Here is a 15,988-nt window from a genome sequence, read left to right as displayed (position 1 = left end):
TATCCCCTTATTAAGATGGAAGTCGCATAGTAACAAAGTATTCAATTTAGTCAATAGGTTATTTTTATATCCATGAAGAGAACAAAAATTGAAACCTATCCCAACAATGAGATGATAAAATATGTCTTTATGTTATATTTGAATAATTCAAGAAGGTACCAAGAATTAGCCGGGGAACACAATGAAAAAGCGTATGACTATCATGGGAATTGCCCTGTTGGTTGTTTTCGGTGGAATCATAGCCTTTAATCTGATTAAGGCCATGATGATCAAGCAATTTTTTGCGAGCTATGAACCTCCTGCTGTTACTGTTTCCTCCGCTGTAGCCGAATCGGTTGATTGGCTACCAACTCTGAGCGCTATTGGAAACTTTGTTGCCATTAATGGGGTTGAAGTAAACTCTGAAGCCTCAGGAAATGTGATCAAAATCGATTTTGAATCAGGTCAATTTGTTAACAAAGATGCTCCTTTAATCACCATTGATGACAGCATAGACCAAGCCTTACTTAAATTTAACCAGTCCGAATTAACGCTAAAAGAACTCAATTATCAAAGACAAATCGATTTATACAAACGTGGCGCAACGCCAAGTTCAAGTGTCGATGAAGCAAAAGCCAATCTGCAACAAGCTCAGGCAAAAGTGGAGCAAATGCAGGCACAAATAAACCAAAAGCACATCACCGCTCCTTTTGCCGGACGCCTTGGAATAAGACAAGTAAACCTTGGGCAGTTCATTAGCCCCGGCCAAACGTCCATTGTCTCCCTGCAATCACTGGATCCGCTCTATCTTGAATTTTACATACCGGAGCAACTGTATAAACGAATTATGCCTAACCAGAATATCTATTTTTCTGTGGAAGAATTTCCCAACAGTATTTTTGAAGGCACCATTTCTGCCGTAAACTCTAAAATTGATACTAACACACACAACGTACTCATTCAGGCATCACTGCCTAACTGCCCTGCTGCTGCACTCAAAGATCCGGAACACTCACCTCTGGTGAAAACTCGCAAGGAACCCAGAGGCAGTAAACTGATTATTTCATGTAACAGTGACGTTAACCGCACTAAAAACATCAGTGAATACGTGTTTATTCCAGGAATGTTTGCCTCAATTGATATTCCACAACCTGCAGAACCCAATACGGTCATTGTGCCCTCTACAGCTATTTCTTACAGCCTATATGGTAATTCCGTGTATGTTATTGAAAAAAATAGCGCTGGCAAAAAGAATAAAGACGGTTCAGATCAACTGAGTGTTAATCGGGTTTTTGTGACCACAGGCGAACAACAAGGCAACTACACGGTAGTTAAAAAAGGAATCAAGGCGGGACAACTGGTGGTCAGTACCGGGGATCTTAAGTTACAAAATGGTACGTCCGTTGTGATTAACAATAGTGTCCAACTGACCGAGATCAGTGATCCAGATCATATGGGGCAGTAACCAACATCCCTGGAAAATCCCTGTTCCCGACAAAGAGCCTGATGGGTCAGGCTCTGTATTACACATTTGCTGATTTTTTGCAGGATAACATATGAAATTTACCGATTTATACATCAAACGCCCAGTACTGTCTTTGGTTGTCAGCATGCTGATTTTTCTCTTTGGCATCAATTCCATCGATAAAATGCAAATCAGGCAATACCCACGCATGGATAATACGGTAATAACCATTGTGACCGCATATCCTGGCGCAGATGCTGAGCTCATTGCCGGATTTATTACCTCACCTTTGGAAAGCGCCGTAGCGAGTGCGGAAGGTATAGACTATATGACCTCAACCAGCGATCAGGGTCTTAGTACCATCACCCTGACCATCAAATTAAATTTTGATCCGCAAATTGCCTTTACCGATGTCATGAGTAAAGTACAACAGACAATAAACCAGTTACCCAAGGAAGCACAGCAACCGGTCATCCTTAAAAAATCAGATTCTTCTACTGCTTTGATGTACATCAGTCTGGACAGTAAAGAAATGACACCTCAACAAATTACCGACTACGCCACTCGGGTCGTCCAGCCTCAACTTCAAACGGTTGATGGAGTCGCTAAAGCAGAAATTTTGGGTGGTGCAACCTATTCCATGCGAATATTCATGAACCCAGTTAAAATGGCAGCATTAAATGTCACGCCTTCAGATGTGGCCGCAGTACTGGCCAGTAATAATTTCCTCACCGCAGCGGGCAGCACCAAAAGCGAGTTTGTTGCCATCAACATGACCGCTAAAACGGATTTGAATAATGCCGAAGAATTCAGCAAACTTATAATCAGAAGTTCAAAGGGTTCTATAGTAAGAATTCGCGACATTGCTACAGTGACTTTAGGATCGCAAAACTACGACAGTTCCGTAACCTTTAACGGCAAAAAAGCAGTATTTATTTCCATTACGCCCACACCAACCGCCAATCCTCTAACGGTAATAAGCGATGTCAGAGCGCTGATGCCCTCCATCATCAAAGAATTTCCTCCATCATTAACCGGAACCATAGTCTATGATGCAACTGCATTTATTCGGGCATCTATAAGCGAGGTAATGCATACTATTGTAGAAGCAGGTGTGATAGTAATCATTGTTATTTTCCTGTTTCTTGGATCCTTGCGCTCTGTGCTCATTCCAGTGGTTACTATACCGCTTTCGCTGGTCGGCGTGTGCACCCTCATGCTCATGCTGGGTTACAGTGTCAATCTTCTTACCCTGCTTGCCTTCGTCTTGGCTATTGGTCTGGTCGTCGATGATGCTATTGTTGTTGTGGAAAATGTGCACAGACACATAGAAGAAGGGAAAACACCTTACGAAGCAGCAATTATTGGTGCCAGAGAAATTGCAACACCGGTAATCGCCATGACCATTACGCTTGCTGCAGTCTATGCGCCTATAGGATTTATGGGCGGACTAACCGGTGCGTTATTTAAAGAATTTGCCTTTACTTTGGCGTGTTCCGTAATCATCTCTGGGGTAATCGCCTTAACTTTATCGCCTATGATGTGTTCCAAGGTATTAACCAAGGAAGTCAGCAGTGGAAAATTCGTGCATTTTTTAGATGAGTTATTTAACAAGCTCAGAATAAAATATCAAAGTGCATTACATAGTTTACTGGATACTCGCTCCATTATGCTGCTTTTTGCCGCAGCGGTTCTTTTAATGCTACCCTACTTGTATACCAACACCTCTGCAGAAACAGCACCGGATGAGGATCAAGGATTTTTCTTTGTCATGGCTGTTGCTCCGCAATCAGCGACTCTCAATTACATAGAAGCGTTCACCAAACCTTTTGATGCGATTTATAAAAGTTTTCCTGAAACAGAAAATTATTTTACCGTGAACACAGCACAACCTATTTCAGGAATGGTCTTAAAACCATGGGATGAACGTTCAACCAGCCAATTTAAATTAAAACAACCCCTTCAGGATAAATTATCCAGCGTGGCAGGCTTAAATGCTTTTGCTGTAGTTCCACCGCCCTTACCTGGTGGCGGCGGCGGGCCTCCCGTACAGTTTGTTATCAAAACAACAAGTGACTTTCAAAGTTTATTCGATGTTTCAAACAAACTAACTGATCGTGCTAAAAAAAGTGGTTTGTTTATTTACATAGATAACTCTTTGAAATTTAATCAACCCCAAGTGGAATTTCAAATCAATCGCGCCAAAGCCTCAGAAATGGGGCTGGATATGCGCGCCATAGGCAGCAGCCTGACCAACGCCCTTTCCGGAAACTATATTAACTATTTCAATCTGGAAGGAAGAAGCTATCAGGTCATCCCCCAACTGGATCGATCATATCGCCTAACTCCCGAACAGTTAGGACAAATCTATGTTAAAACAGCCAGCGGCACCATGGTTCCTCTGTCTACTGTAATTACCCCGGTTGAAAAAACCCAACCCAATGCGGCAACACACTTCCAACAATTAAACTCAGCAACAATTCAAGCCGTCATGATGCCTGGCAAAACACTGGGCGATGGGCTTCGATTTTTACAACAGGCGGCAGACGAAACCTTACCTAAAGGATTTACCTATGACTATGCGGGTGAATCTCGACAATTCATGCAGGAAGGAAGCGCACTTATCTTTGCGTTCCTCTTTGCGATAGTCATCATCTTTTTAGTCCTCTCAGCTCAGTATGAAAGCTTTAGAGATCCGTTAATCGTACTAATCAGTGTCCCCATGTCATTATGCGGTGCATTAATTCCTCTGAATTTAGGACTGGCAACCATTAATATTTATACTCAGGTCGGATTAATCACCCTGATTGGACTCATCAGCAAACACGGTATTTTGATTGTTGATTTTGCCAATCACCTGCAGCGAGAAAAAAATCTGGATAAACGTGCTGCTGTAGAAGAAGCGGCCGCAATCAGACTAAGACCCATTCTTATGACCACAGCAGCCATGGTTTTTGGCGTTTTGCCTCTACTTATTGCAACCGGGGCGGGAGCTGTCAGTCGATTTGATATTGGTCTGGTGATTGCAACAGGTCTATTAATTGGAACCGGGTTTACTTTGTTTGTGGTTCCAACCATGTACACATACATTGCCGAAGATCATCGCCATAAACCTGATGAACCGGTTGAAGCAGACTAGAACTGCATAATGAATCAGTGCCGCCAAATCCTGCGGCACTATTCCCTAAAAACCAACCTGTTGTGCGTCATCAAATCCGCCATAATATTGGCCATGTTCCCTTAGTCTGTGATACCATTCTTGCTTTTACCAGTACAGGCTTAATCATGGATAAAACCTATTCTCCCGAAGCAATAGAACAGGCTTCTTATAAGAAATGGGAAAGTCATAATTACTTCCAACCCCGTGGTGATGGAAAACGCTTTTGTATTATGCTCCCTCCTCCCAATGTTACCGGTAGTTTACATATGGGGCACGGTTTTCAGCATACCATCATGGATGCCCTGACCCGGTATCACCGCATGGTTGGCGATAAAACACTATGGCAACCAGGGACTGATCATGCGGGCATTTCAACCCAGCTGGTCGTAGAACGGCAGTTAGACGCCCAGGGCATTTCGAGAAAGGATCTCACCAGAGAGCAGTTTCTGGAATACGTGTGGAAATGGAAAAATGAATCAGGCAATACCATCACCCAACAAATGCGGCGCCTGGGCGACTCCGTAGATTGGAGCCGTGAACGTTTTACAATGGATGAAGGCTTGTCTGCTGCAGTTCAAAAGGTCTTTGTGCAACTTCATGATGAAGGATTAATTTACAGAGGCACCCGATTGGTTAACTGGGATCCAAAACTCGGAACAGCAGTTTCTGATCTTGAGGTTCTTGCGGAAGAGGAAGAAGGATTTTTATGGCACATTCGTTACCCTGTAGTTGATTCCAATGAATACATTGTGGTTGCCACAACCAGACCAGAAACACTCTTGGGTGACTCAGCAGTTGCAGTTCATCCCGACGATCCTCGCTTCAAACATCTGATTGGTCAACAGGTTCATCTTCCACTATGTGACCGAACCATCCCAATTATTGCTGATGAGTATGTGGATCAGGAGTTTGGTAGTGGTTGCGTTAAAATCACACCAGCTCATGATTTTAATGACCATGAAGTGGGCAAACGCCATCAATTACCGTTAATTAGCATACTGACTAAAAAAGCAACCATTAATAAAAATGCGCCATTAAAATATCAAGGGATGGATCGCTTTGTTGCAAGGGAACAAATCATTAAAGATTTACAAGAGACCGGTGCTCTGATTAAAACAGAACCGCATGTGCTAAAAGTGCCGCGCGGTGAAAAATCAAATGTCGTTATAGAACCGCTTTTAACCGATCAATGGTATGTAAAAACCAAACCACTGGCCGAACCAGCAATTGCTGCAGTAAAAAAAGGCGATATTCGTTTTATACCAGAGACCTGGACTAAAACCTATTTTCAGTGGATGGATAACATAGAGGACTGGTGCATTAGTCGTCAATTATGGTGGGGACACCGAATACCCGCATGGTATGACAACCACGGCAATGTTTATGTAGGCTATAGTGAAAACGACGTTCGTTTTAAATATAAAATTGATGATACAACACCACTGAAACAAGATGAAGATGTTCTGGATACCTGGTTTTCTTCAGCTCTGTGGCCTTTTTCAACTTTGGGATGGCCTGAACGAACTCCCGAACTGGAGCAGTTCTATCCTACCTCTGTCCTGGTTACCGGATTTGATATTATATTTTTCTGGGTAGCCCGCATGATTATGATGGGTTTGAAATTTACTGGAAAAATTCCGTTCAAAGATGTTTTTATAACCGGCCTAATCAGAGACAGCGAAGGGCACAAGATGTCCAAATCCAAAGGAAATGTTCTCGATCCAATAGATATAATTAACGGAATAGACATTGAATCTCTGGTTGCCAAAAGAACATCCAATCTCATGCTCACTTCGGTACGTGACAAAATTGAAAAAGCGACCCGTAAGGAATTCCCAGAGGGAATTAGTGCCTACGGTACCGATGCGCTGCGTTTTACCTACTGTTCGCTGGCCTCAACCGGGCGTAATGTGCGTTTTGATATAGGTCGAGTTGAAGGATACCGAAACTTTTGTAATAAATTATGGAATGCAGCACGTTATGTATTGTTAAATTTAGATGAAGAGCATATCGATTTTGGTGATGGCGCATTCCAATACAGTCCCGCTGATCAGTGGATACTGTCACGTTTGCAACGAACTATTGGTACGGTGCATCATTACTTTGAAACCTACAGATTCGATTTGTTGGCTAATACTCTTTACGAATTCGTTTGGCATGAATATTGTGACTGGTATCTGGAACTGTCTAAACCCATTTTACAAGATGAACACGCACTCAGCGCCATGAAACGAGGCACACGAAGAACCTTAATCCATGTTCTAGATCAAATATTAAAGTTACTTCACCCCTTGATGCCCTTTATCACTGAAGAAATTTGGCACAGAACGACCAAATGTACCAATGAAAATGGCAACAGCATTATGCTGAGCAGCTATCCTCAGGTTGATGAACAGTTTATCAATGATACTGTCGAAGAGGAACTAGATTGGCTTAAATCAGCAATTCAGGCTATTCGAACCATTCGCAGCGAAATGTCCATTTCACCAGCTAAATTGATTCCCTTAACTATTCGTAACTGCACTCCCGAGTTAAAAAAACGCATTGAGAAATACCAACAAACACTCAAGGCACTAAGCAAAGTAACAGAGATTCATTATTTAGCTGCAGATGAAGCAATTCCTGTTTCGGCAACTGCCGTATTAGGCGAAATAGAGCTGCTCATTCCTATGGCTAACTTGATTGATAAAGAAGCAGAATTAACACGGCTGGCTAAAGAACTGGCCAAGCTGGATAAAGACATTGATCTTGCCCAAGGTAAATTAAATAACCCCAAATTTACTGACAAAGCCCCTGCAGAAATTATCGCCAAGGAACAGGAAAAACTGTCCCAGGCTCAAATTGCCAAGGACAAACTGTTGCAGCATAAGACCAGGATAGAGACACTCTAACCAGTTGAAAAGGTAGATTGCTTAAGACTTCGTTCTTCAGCAATCTACTGCTTTCAGCGCATCTGACACCATTGAAACGAAGGGAAGCCTAAAGAAGTGACGTCACCCAACCAAATCATTAAATCGTATCGTTTTCCTGTTATTTTGATCACGTCCATCCTGCTGGGAGCCTTAGCCGGTTCATCGCTTAATGGAGACATGATTCAATGGTTAAAGCCTTTAGGCGACATTTTTCTTAATTTGATTTTTACCGCAATAGTTCCAATGATTTTCTTTAGCGTCTCATCCGCTATTGCACGCTCGGAGTCAATCGCCAGGCTCAGGGCACTATTTATTACCATGTCTATAGTATTTGTTTTCACAGGACTTATTGCCGCAATTTATGCGATGATAACCGTTCATCTGTTCCCACCCGCAGAAGGAATAGCGTTAGAGTTGATCATGCCTGAGCAAATAAACACTACTGCAGGCTTTAGTCAACTAAGCAGTATATTTACCGTTTCTGATTTTTCCAAACTGTTATCCCATGAACACATTCTCGCATTAATCGTATTTGCAATTCTGGTTGGTTTGGCAGTAGTCACGTCTGCAAAAGATAAAAGAGCATTACTAACCTCTTTTTTACACTCCGGTGAAGAATTGTTCATGAACGTTTTTGGACTTATCATGTACTACGCTCCTATAGGATTTTTTGCTTACTTTGCGGTAATGGTCAACGACTTGGGAACGCAATTACTGAACAGTTATCTTCGTATTGCGCTGGTCTACTATAGCGCAGGCTTGGTGTATTTTTTGGTATTTTTTACTGGATATGCCTACTTAGCCCAAAAAAAAATGGGAATCAAGCTATTTTGGCATCATATTTTTTTACCCATGATTACTGCAATTGGAACCTGCAGTAGTGCTGCCAGTATTCCAGCAAGTCTGGCAGCTGCACGCCAAATGAAGATTTCGCCTGAAGTATACGAAACAGTCATTCCCCTCGGAACTATTATACATAAAGAAGGCTCTGTGCTTGGAGGTGTTTTTAAAATTGCATTTTTATTTGGCGTGTTTCATTTGGATTTTTCAGGATTACCTATAATTCTAACTGCTCTGGGTATATCCCTTCTGGTTGGAACAGTAATGGGAGCAATTCCAAGCGGAGGGATGCTTGGGGAATTATTAATCCTGAATGTTTATGGATTTCCACCCTCTGCCTTAATTGCAGTAGCTGCTATTAGTATCATCATCGATCCTCTGGCAACTCTTATTAATGTCACTGGTAACACGGTGAGCAGTATGATGATAGACAACTTGCTTAAGGCAAAAACCAATAAAAAAGAACAGCAAGATGCGATACCAACGTGGACTATGCAATAACATGAAAACCAAAGTGAATCTAAACCCAGCTAGAAATCCCGCCAAAAGTAATTAATTAAAACAGTTCCTCATGCCCGAGACATGAACGAACAGGCGCTTTATATTCTTATTAAAGAGCAAGCGATTATTGCACCCGATGTATTTGTCCAGTCTGCAAGATACCGTCTTTAAAACTCACTTTAGGCACGAAACCCTGTTAACTCGTCCTTTGCAGGGATATACAAATCCCGGTTGAGAACAGTCAAGCTCCCTTTTTTAAAAAATCAGAATATGACAAGATATTGTCGCACCTGCGCAGGCACGACAGGTTTTTTGGTGTATCGAGTTCTTTTAAGGATGGTTACTCTCAACGAAGGTTCATTTATTCGTAAAAATAAAACCCCTTATTAGTACATTTCATTACCAAAATAGGGTTTGTATATCGCAAGATAAGTGCCGTCAGATTCAATTTGCAATAAAGCAGTATTGATTCTGTTAATCAACCAGATATTTTTTTTAAGCGCCAATAAACCGTATCCATTACCCAAAGGAATAGGCGATCCGACCAATTTAAGTCTATTAGAATCATTGTAAATGATGTAGCGGGCAATATTATTATTAAAAATAAGAACATCGACATCCTTACTTGCTAGCGCTGATACCATATCGGCTATTGAAGAATATACTTTGACCGTATTTGTGGCGCTGTATTGGGTATTGATGAATGAATGATATAAAGTGTTGGCAAATACACCGATACTCACATTATTTATATCGTTTATATTATTAATCTTATTGTTACTTAATAAAGCGACAAATTGAGCATCACTATTAATGTAGGGCAAACTGTAGACATAATTGCCTGTAATCGTTTGTTCTATGGGTGTAATTGAAAATATGACATCAACAGTACCTTGATTAAGTGCTTGAACTTGCTCGGTCAATTTAACTGCCTTGTAAAGACAATTCATCTTCATTCGTTTGCAAAGTGCAGTCATTAAATCAATGTGAAATCCATAGAAACTTTTACCCCCATCAATAGAGGTAGAAAGTGGAGGAGCGTATTCCGTAACGCCTACAGTGATTGGAACACTGTGAGCGAGAAGAGAACCGCACAATAAAACAAGAGCAAGACACCATTTCATAAATTTAATCCTGTTCTGTATAAGCGCCAATAAACATTTTAATGGCCAACCTGCAACATCCCGAAAATAGTGCATGATTTCTATGTTGAGCACTGTGCTATCTGCTCGAAATCCTTAGTGTATTCAAGATGGCAGTCGTTTAAATTTCAATAGACTGTAATTTAAATTTAGAAGTGGGATGGCAGATTGTCAATAATTAGCCAATTTACCCGATTACTGGCTGTAGTTTTGCAACTATAATTTTCATGCTGACAAAGTAAGCAAGAGAAAGATCACTCTGTACCGTTAAATGCTGTTCATGGTCTTTCAGAGTGATGAGGCAGGATATAAAGAGATAAGTAAGTTAATAATTCGAATCCTCCCTGTACCATATGATTTTCTTCCAAATCGAACTTCATAATCAATTGATCAGCCAAAAATAACGCCAACCAAAAACATAAGGAGATAATAAAAGCAGTATCAGCTCTTTTCATCCAACACGCTGTTTCTTTATTGAAAACACAACAAGTGCGAATAAACGCCCATGCAGACAACAAAGACCACGCCATGATTCCTGCAAAACACAATTGCGCAAATAAAGGGGAAACCTGATACATTTTAAGCGACTCAACAAGAAAAGGATAATTAATATCTGGCGCCCAGCTTTTTTGAATCAAGCTCATGTGGGAAAACATACCTATCAAATCGGTCCAAAAGGTCACCATCCACCATATAGCCCAAAAAAGAATAATCCCTTTTTTTAACCAAACTGTTTTTAGCTCATGACCCCACATCATTACATTCCCCAAAACGTTACTTATCAACTACTCGTAATTTTTCCTGTATGCAAACACAACCGAAAGTATTCACCTAAAGTACAACCATTTTATAAAAAAACTTTACTTCAAACTATGCGCTAAAAAGAGGCAGCTAAGGAGTAAACTAAACCTTATGATTGCAGACTCTTCGGCAAATCCACCAAGCCAGCATAAATGTAGTTATTACCGCCAAATAGACTCCTTTTTCTTGCCATTGAGGGCCGACTAACTGCAATGCATCAGGACTATGGAAAATAGAAAAAGGAATAGCAAGCAACACATCCATTAATGCTGAGCCTGCCACAAGGCCACAGGCAATTAAAGTTCCTTTTTGTTTGCGAGCAATCACCTCTTCCTCATCTTTATTCATATTTTTTAAACGTTTTTTCACAAACAAGGCAATCATTCCGCCAATAAACAAAGGAAACGAAGACGACAAAGGCAAATACATGCCTATGGCTATTCCGAGAATTGATAAATTAATATAACGCTTTAAATTAAAAATTCGATTAACAGCAAGCGTCATTAAAATGATCAGAGTGCCATACAGCATCATATTCCAGGGCAATGAATTTCTGAACACCGCCTCAGTGATAGCTGCCATTAAGGCGGCCGTTGGGGCTGGTAATGTCTGAGTGACATCCATACCTGGATGAGGCATAACCCCGGCTATTCCATAAACATTGAATAAGACCTGCATGACCGGAGGAATAACTAAAGCAGAAACAACCACACCCAATAATAACATCACCTGCTGCCGCCAAGGAGTAGCTCCAACCAACTGTCCCACCTTTAGATCCTGAGTATTGTCATTGGCAATTGCTGCAATTCCAGTCACGACCGAACCGATGATAATGGTAATCGCTTCCGCTGCCTGGAGTTGGCTGGCGCTTAAAGGCAATGGCAATAAATGGTTTATCGTGGTGAGCAATAACCAGGCAGCAAACAACATCCCGGAAATTACCACAGAACTTCCCGGACTAGCAGTAACGCCGACCATCCCGGAAAAATAGGCTGTGATTACAGAAAAGAGAAAACCAATCACCAAAACATATAAAACCGCAAAGAACACAAAAGTTGGTGAATAGGTATTATCCAATCCAGCCTGTCCCAAAGGAAAAATAAACTGAAAAAATAAAAACAAAACAGCTGCAATAGTTCCCACCCCCATAAGAATAAAGGGCAAAGGAATGTCTTTGTCAGTACGCAATACATTTTTATTAGTATTAATTCTTAAGTGAAAGGTTGCTGTGGATTTTTTAATACTTTGAGTTAGTGGTTTTATTAATTTAACAAAGGTCCAAATACCAGCAAAGAGCATAGCACCAATACCTAAATAGCGCATCTCACTATTCCATAACAGGGTGGTTGCCTGTTCGGGAGGATATTGGGTCACAATTTCAGGATAAAAATGACTCACCGCAGGCAAGGCAACCAGCCAAAAAAGAACAGCGCCGGCAAAAATACTGATGGCCATCTCATGCCCAACAAGATACCCAGCGCCTATCATGGTCGCTGAAAAACCAGCCCCCAGACCAAATAAGGATCTTTTTACAACAAACCAATATCCCCAGCTATTGGCAAATACTTTGAATCCAACCTGCAGTAATTCGATAAATGCACCTATAGCACCACCGATAAATATGTCTTTGATACCAGCCTTTTCTGCAGATGACTTTAAAACCTCGGCAATGGCTCGCCCCTCAGGAAATTTTAAAGAGTGATCATTAACCAGAATCCGTCGCAATGGGATTGAAAACAAAACCCCCAATACCCCTCCGCAAGCCGCAATAAAAAAATTGGTCAAATAATCAAAATGATCCCAAAATCCAATAATAATCAGAGCAGGAATAGTATAAACAATACCACCAGCAACAGCTTCTCCGGCTGAGGCTGCTGTTTGTACCGCATTGTTTTCCAGAATATTGGAGTTTTTAAATAATCGTAAAATTCCCATAGAAATAATGGCTGCCGGTATTGAAGCCGAGGTTAAAATACCTAATTTGAGTGCCAGATACGCATTAGACATAGCCAACAACACCGTCAATATTATTGCTAATACGATGACCCTAAAAGATAATTCAACAACCTGTTGATTCGCAGTGACGTATGGAGTATCCGACATTAATTACCCCACATAAAATTCATACGTTTAATCATGATGCAACTCCAGATCGCTGTATTTTTTATTAGATAACCACTCGCCTGCTATCATAGTCTGCTGTGAAAGCGGATAGGCGAAATAATAACAAAGAGAGGCACTGTCCGTCATAGACCACAATACCAAATCAGCTGCCTTGCCTGGCGCAATCACTCCAGTTTCATGTTCCAGACCCAAAGCTTTAGAAGCGTGAACAGTAACAGCAGCCAGTACTTCAGGAATGGTCAAACCAAAAAATTGACAGGCCATACTCATCATTAACAACAAAGAGGCTGTAGGTGATGAGCCCGGATTTGAATCCGTTGCAATGGCCATGCGTACCCCATTCTGACGCAATAAATCAACAGGAGGCTTTTGCTGTTCTCGTAAAAAATAATAAGCACCAGGTAACAAAACAGCAACGGTATCTGACTTCGCCATGGCTCTGGCTCCTGCTTCATCAAGAAATTCAAGATGATCACAGGATAAGGCACCATAGTGAGCAGCCAACTCGCTTGCGCCAAGATTGGATAACTGCTCTGCATGACATTTGACCGGCAAATTGAGTGCTTTTGCTGCTGTAAATATTTGCTCGGTTTGTTTCAGGGTAAATGCTATGGACTCACAAAACACATCGACCGCATCAGCCAAGCCCAATTCAGCGATTGCAGGCAGCATTTCCTGACAAAGAGAATCGACATAAGCCTGGCTGTTTCCTTTGTACTCCGGGCCTATGGCATGGGCACCCAAAAAAGTAGTTTTCACCCGTACTCCGCTTAATTCGCCCAATCGTCTGGCGACTTTAAGCATTTTTATCTCGTTCACCAGATCCAGTCCGTACCCGGATTTGATTTCAACCGTGGTCACTCCTTCATCACGTAATGCAATTATTCTGGGCAGAGATTGCCGAATCAACTCCTCCTCAGATACCGCTCGGGTTTGTGTTACCGTAGACACGATTCCTCCCCCTGATTTCGCAATCTCGGCATAGCTTAAGCCCTCAAGCTTCATACGAAATTCAGAGGCTCTGTTACCGGCATAAACCAGGTGGGTATGACAATCTATGAGTCCGGGAGTAATAACTTGTCCCTTACAATCCAGACGTTGCTGTGCCTTGTCACAAAATTCTGCGGACACATCGCTCATAGAACCGCACCATTTTATCAGACCATGTTCAATCGCAATTGCCTGACCAGGTAATTCCTCCCCATGAGAGGTAATGATTGTTGCATTTTCTAATAACGTATCGCAGGCTAACATTAAAAATCCCAATGGAGAACTTGATGTGGTGGTTTAAGCCAAAAGGCATGATGAGAGGTATCATAGATATCCCATTCTTTAGACACATATTTATCTGCATCCAGATCCAGCAAAAGCCAGGCTAAAAATTCTGCTACAGTATCAGGCGAGATTAACCTGTTGTGCTGTTTTAAGCGTTGATAAAAAAGAACATGCTCTGGATCCATATGCGAACCGTTTCGGGCTATTGCCTGCATTTCTGTATCAATAATTCCAGGCATGACGCTGGCAAAGGAAATTGCGTCTGATTCCAGCTGCCAACATCGAGTCAGCATAGCCAAAGCAGCTTTTGAGACACAATAAGTTGTCCATCCCTTCACCGGAAAATAGGCCGCCCCAGAGCCGATATTCAGCACTCGACCATGCTTTAATTTATCGTTTAATAATTGCGGCAAACAAAGTGGTGCATCCAGATTTGTCGCAAGAGTCTGATGCCAATCATTCATCTTAATATCTGTAATGGGAACAACAGGTTGAAGTGATCCGGCATTGTTAACCAATGCGTGTATTTGAGGTATATTATCCAGACAGACTCTTATCAAATCACGGCCTTCACTGGTGGATACATCGGCACATAAATATTTAATCGAAGCACAGACTGCTGCCGTTTCCTTTAGCATGGCTTCACGTCGGCCTATGATCAAGACCGATTTACCCCGTTGCGCCAAATTCAAAGCCAAGGCTTTACCAAGCCCACTTCCCCCACCAGTAATAATAAACACGCAATCCTCATTCACTATTTGCCTACATGCGCAGATAATACCAGACATTGAAGGAACATGGCATAAATTTAATACATAGGAGACGTAGATGTTTGACTCTATACCTAATTACCAACAGGCCAATCCTGGCTTGTGGCAAGGCAGAAAAGATACGGCTAAAGAAGAACGTTTCTTTCAGAAAATTCAATTCATAACAGATGAAAACCAACTCATCACTGCAGATAAAAAAACCATCTTTCTTGGCTTTGCCAGTGATACCGGCATCAAACGAAACCAAGGCAGACCAGGGGCTTTCTCAGGCCCTGATCAACTCAAACAACAGCTTGCCAGATTACCCTGCCCCAATGATCGTCAGTTCATCGATTTAGGCAACATTATCTGCAAAGACGATGATCTGGAGACCGCACAATTACACTTTGCTGAAATCATCCATCGTTGCCACGAACAAGGGCACAATACCATTGCTTTTGGAGGAGGGCATGAAATTGCCTGGGCTCATTTTCAGGGATTATCCTCCCACTATTCCAGAATAGGAATAATTAATTTTGATGCCCATTTTGACCTTCGTCCGCATCAAACTGGCCAGCCAGGCACTTCAGGAACCCCATTTTCACAAATTGCAGAATACTGTAAAACCAATAGACTTCCTTTTGAATACTGCTGCATTGGAATTCAAAAATTCGGCAATACGCCTTCTTTATTCAGTAGAGCCAAACAGTTAAATGCTCGTTATCTCACCGCCGAAGAGGTTAATGAACAAAGTCTGGCCTGGCAAATTGCTTTTCTTGATGATTTTATGCTTAATCTGGATCATTTGTATCTGACTGTGTGTCTTGATGTTTTTGCCGAATGTTATGCGCCAGGAGTCAGTGCGCCTCAACCTTTAGGTCTTAGTCCCTGGCAAGTATTGCCTTTAATTAAATATATTATCCAAAGTGGTAAAGTAATCAGTGTGGATATAGCTGAACTTTCACCGCCACTGGATCACGAGCAAAAAACTGCTAGACTAGCGGCTCTTATTATCGCAGAATTGTTAGATACTAATTAAG

Annotated in this window: 10 protein-coding genes; 5 read left to right on the top strand and 5 right to left on the bottom strand. The window is 41.6% G+C overall.

Going from position 1 to position 15,988, the window contains the following annotated elements; all coding sequences use genetic code 11:
* Positions 1 to 181 precede the first annotated feature (181 nt).
* The 4 genes from Lwor_RS00275 (at position 182) to Lwor_RS00260 (ending at position 8,857) form a co-directional block, all read left to right on the top strand.
* The gene (locus tag Lwor_RS00275; protein WP_058491653.1) at positions 182 to 1,444 is read left to right on the top strand and encodes an efflux RND transporter periplasmic adaptor subunit; all 1,263 of its coding nucleotides are present in this window, start codon (positions 182 to 184) and stop codon (positions 1,442 to 1,444) included.
* A gap of 91 nt (positions 1,445 to 1,535) precedes the next feature.
* Positions 1,536 to 4,583: an efflux RND transporter permease subunit gene (locus Lwor_RS00270; RefSeq protein WP_058491651.1), complete on the top strand. Its 3,048-nt coding sequence runs from the start codon at positions 1,536 to 1,538 to the stop codon at positions 4,581 to 4,583.
* Between the two features lie 146 nt (positions 4,584 to 4,729).
* Positions 4,730 to 7,495 carry a valine--tRNA ligase gene (locus Lwor_RS00265; protein WP_058491693.1) on the top strand — a complete coding sequence of 922 codons (2,766 nt, stop codon included), beginning with the start codon at positions 4,730 to 4,732 and terminating at the stop codon, positions 7,493 to 7,495.
* 96 nt (positions 7,496 to 7,591) lie between these two features.
* Complete coding sequence (locus Lwor_RS00260) at positions 7,592 to 8,857, top strand: dicarboxylate/amino acid:cation symporter (protein WP_058491648.1); 1,266 nt, start codon at positions 7,592 to 7,594, stop codon at positions 8,855 to 8,857.
* Between the two features lie 386 nt (positions 8,858 to 9,243).
* On the opposite strand, the gene Lwor_RS00255 is transcribed toward Lwor_RS00260, so the two are convergent.
* The 5 genes from Lwor_RS00255 to Lwor_RS00235 all read right to left on the bottom strand — a co-directional run bounded on the left by Lwor_RS00255 (position 9,244) and on the right by Lwor_RS00235 (position 14,987).
* Complete coding sequence (locus Lwor_RS00255; protein WP_058491646.1) at positions 9,244 to 9,981, bottom strand: transporter substrate-binding domain-containing protein; 738 nt, start codon at positions 9,979 to 9,981, stop codon at positions 9,244 to 9,246.
* 296 nt (positions 9,982 to 10,277) lie between these two features.
* Complete coding sequence (locus Lwor_RS00250; RefSeq protein WP_058491644.1) at positions 10,278 to 10,757, bottom strand: hypothetical protein; 480 nt, start codon at positions 10,755 to 10,757, stop codon at positions 10,278 to 10,280.
* A 145-nt stretch (positions 10,758 to 10,902) separates the two neighbouring features.
* Positions 10,903 to 12,903 carry an OPT family oligopeptide transporter gene (locus Lwor_RS00245; RefSeq protein ID WP_058491642.1) on the bottom strand — a complete coding sequence of 667 codons (2,001 nt, stop codon included), beginning with the start codon at positions 12,901 to 12,903 and terminating at the stop codon, positions 10,903 to 10,905.
* A gap of 27 nt (positions 12,904 to 12,930) precedes the next feature.
* The gene (gene hutI / locus Lwor_RS00240) at positions 12,931 to 14,178 is read right to left on the bottom strand and encodes an imidazolonepropionase (RefSeq protein ID WP_058491640.1); all 1,248 of its coding nucleotides are present in this window, start codon (positions 14,176 to 14,178) and stop codon (positions 12,931 to 12,933) included.
* Positions 14,178 to 14,987: an SDR family NAD(P)-dependent oxidoreductase gene (locus Lwor_RS00235; protein WP_415582898.1), complete on the bottom strand. Its 810-nt coding sequence runs from the start codon at positions 14,985 to 14,987 to the stop codon at positions 14,178 to 14,180. Before Lwor_RS00235 ends, hutI begins: the two co-directional genes overlap by 1 nt.
* Before the next feature lie 40 nt (positions 14,988 to 15,027).
* On the opposite strand from Lwor_RS00235, the gene hutG reads away from it, so the two are divergent.
* Positions 15,028 to 15,987 carry a formimidoylglutamase gene (gene hutG / locus Lwor_RS00230; RefSeq protein ID WP_058491637.1) on the top strand — a complete coding sequence of 320 codons (960 nt, stop codon included), beginning with the start codon at positions 15,028 to 15,030 and terminating at the stop codon, positions 15,985 to 15,987.
* Position 15,988: the final 1 nt, after the last annotated feature.

The organism is Legionella worsleiensis (assembly GCF_001467535.1).
In the GTDB taxonomy this organism is placed as follows: domain Bacteria; phylum Pseudomonadota; class Gammaproteobacteria; order Legionellales; family Legionellaceae; genus Legionella; species Legionella worsleiensis.
The sequence above is the reverse complement of the archived record's forward strand: the minus strand, read 5'-3'. Positions and strand labels throughout refer to the sequence as shown.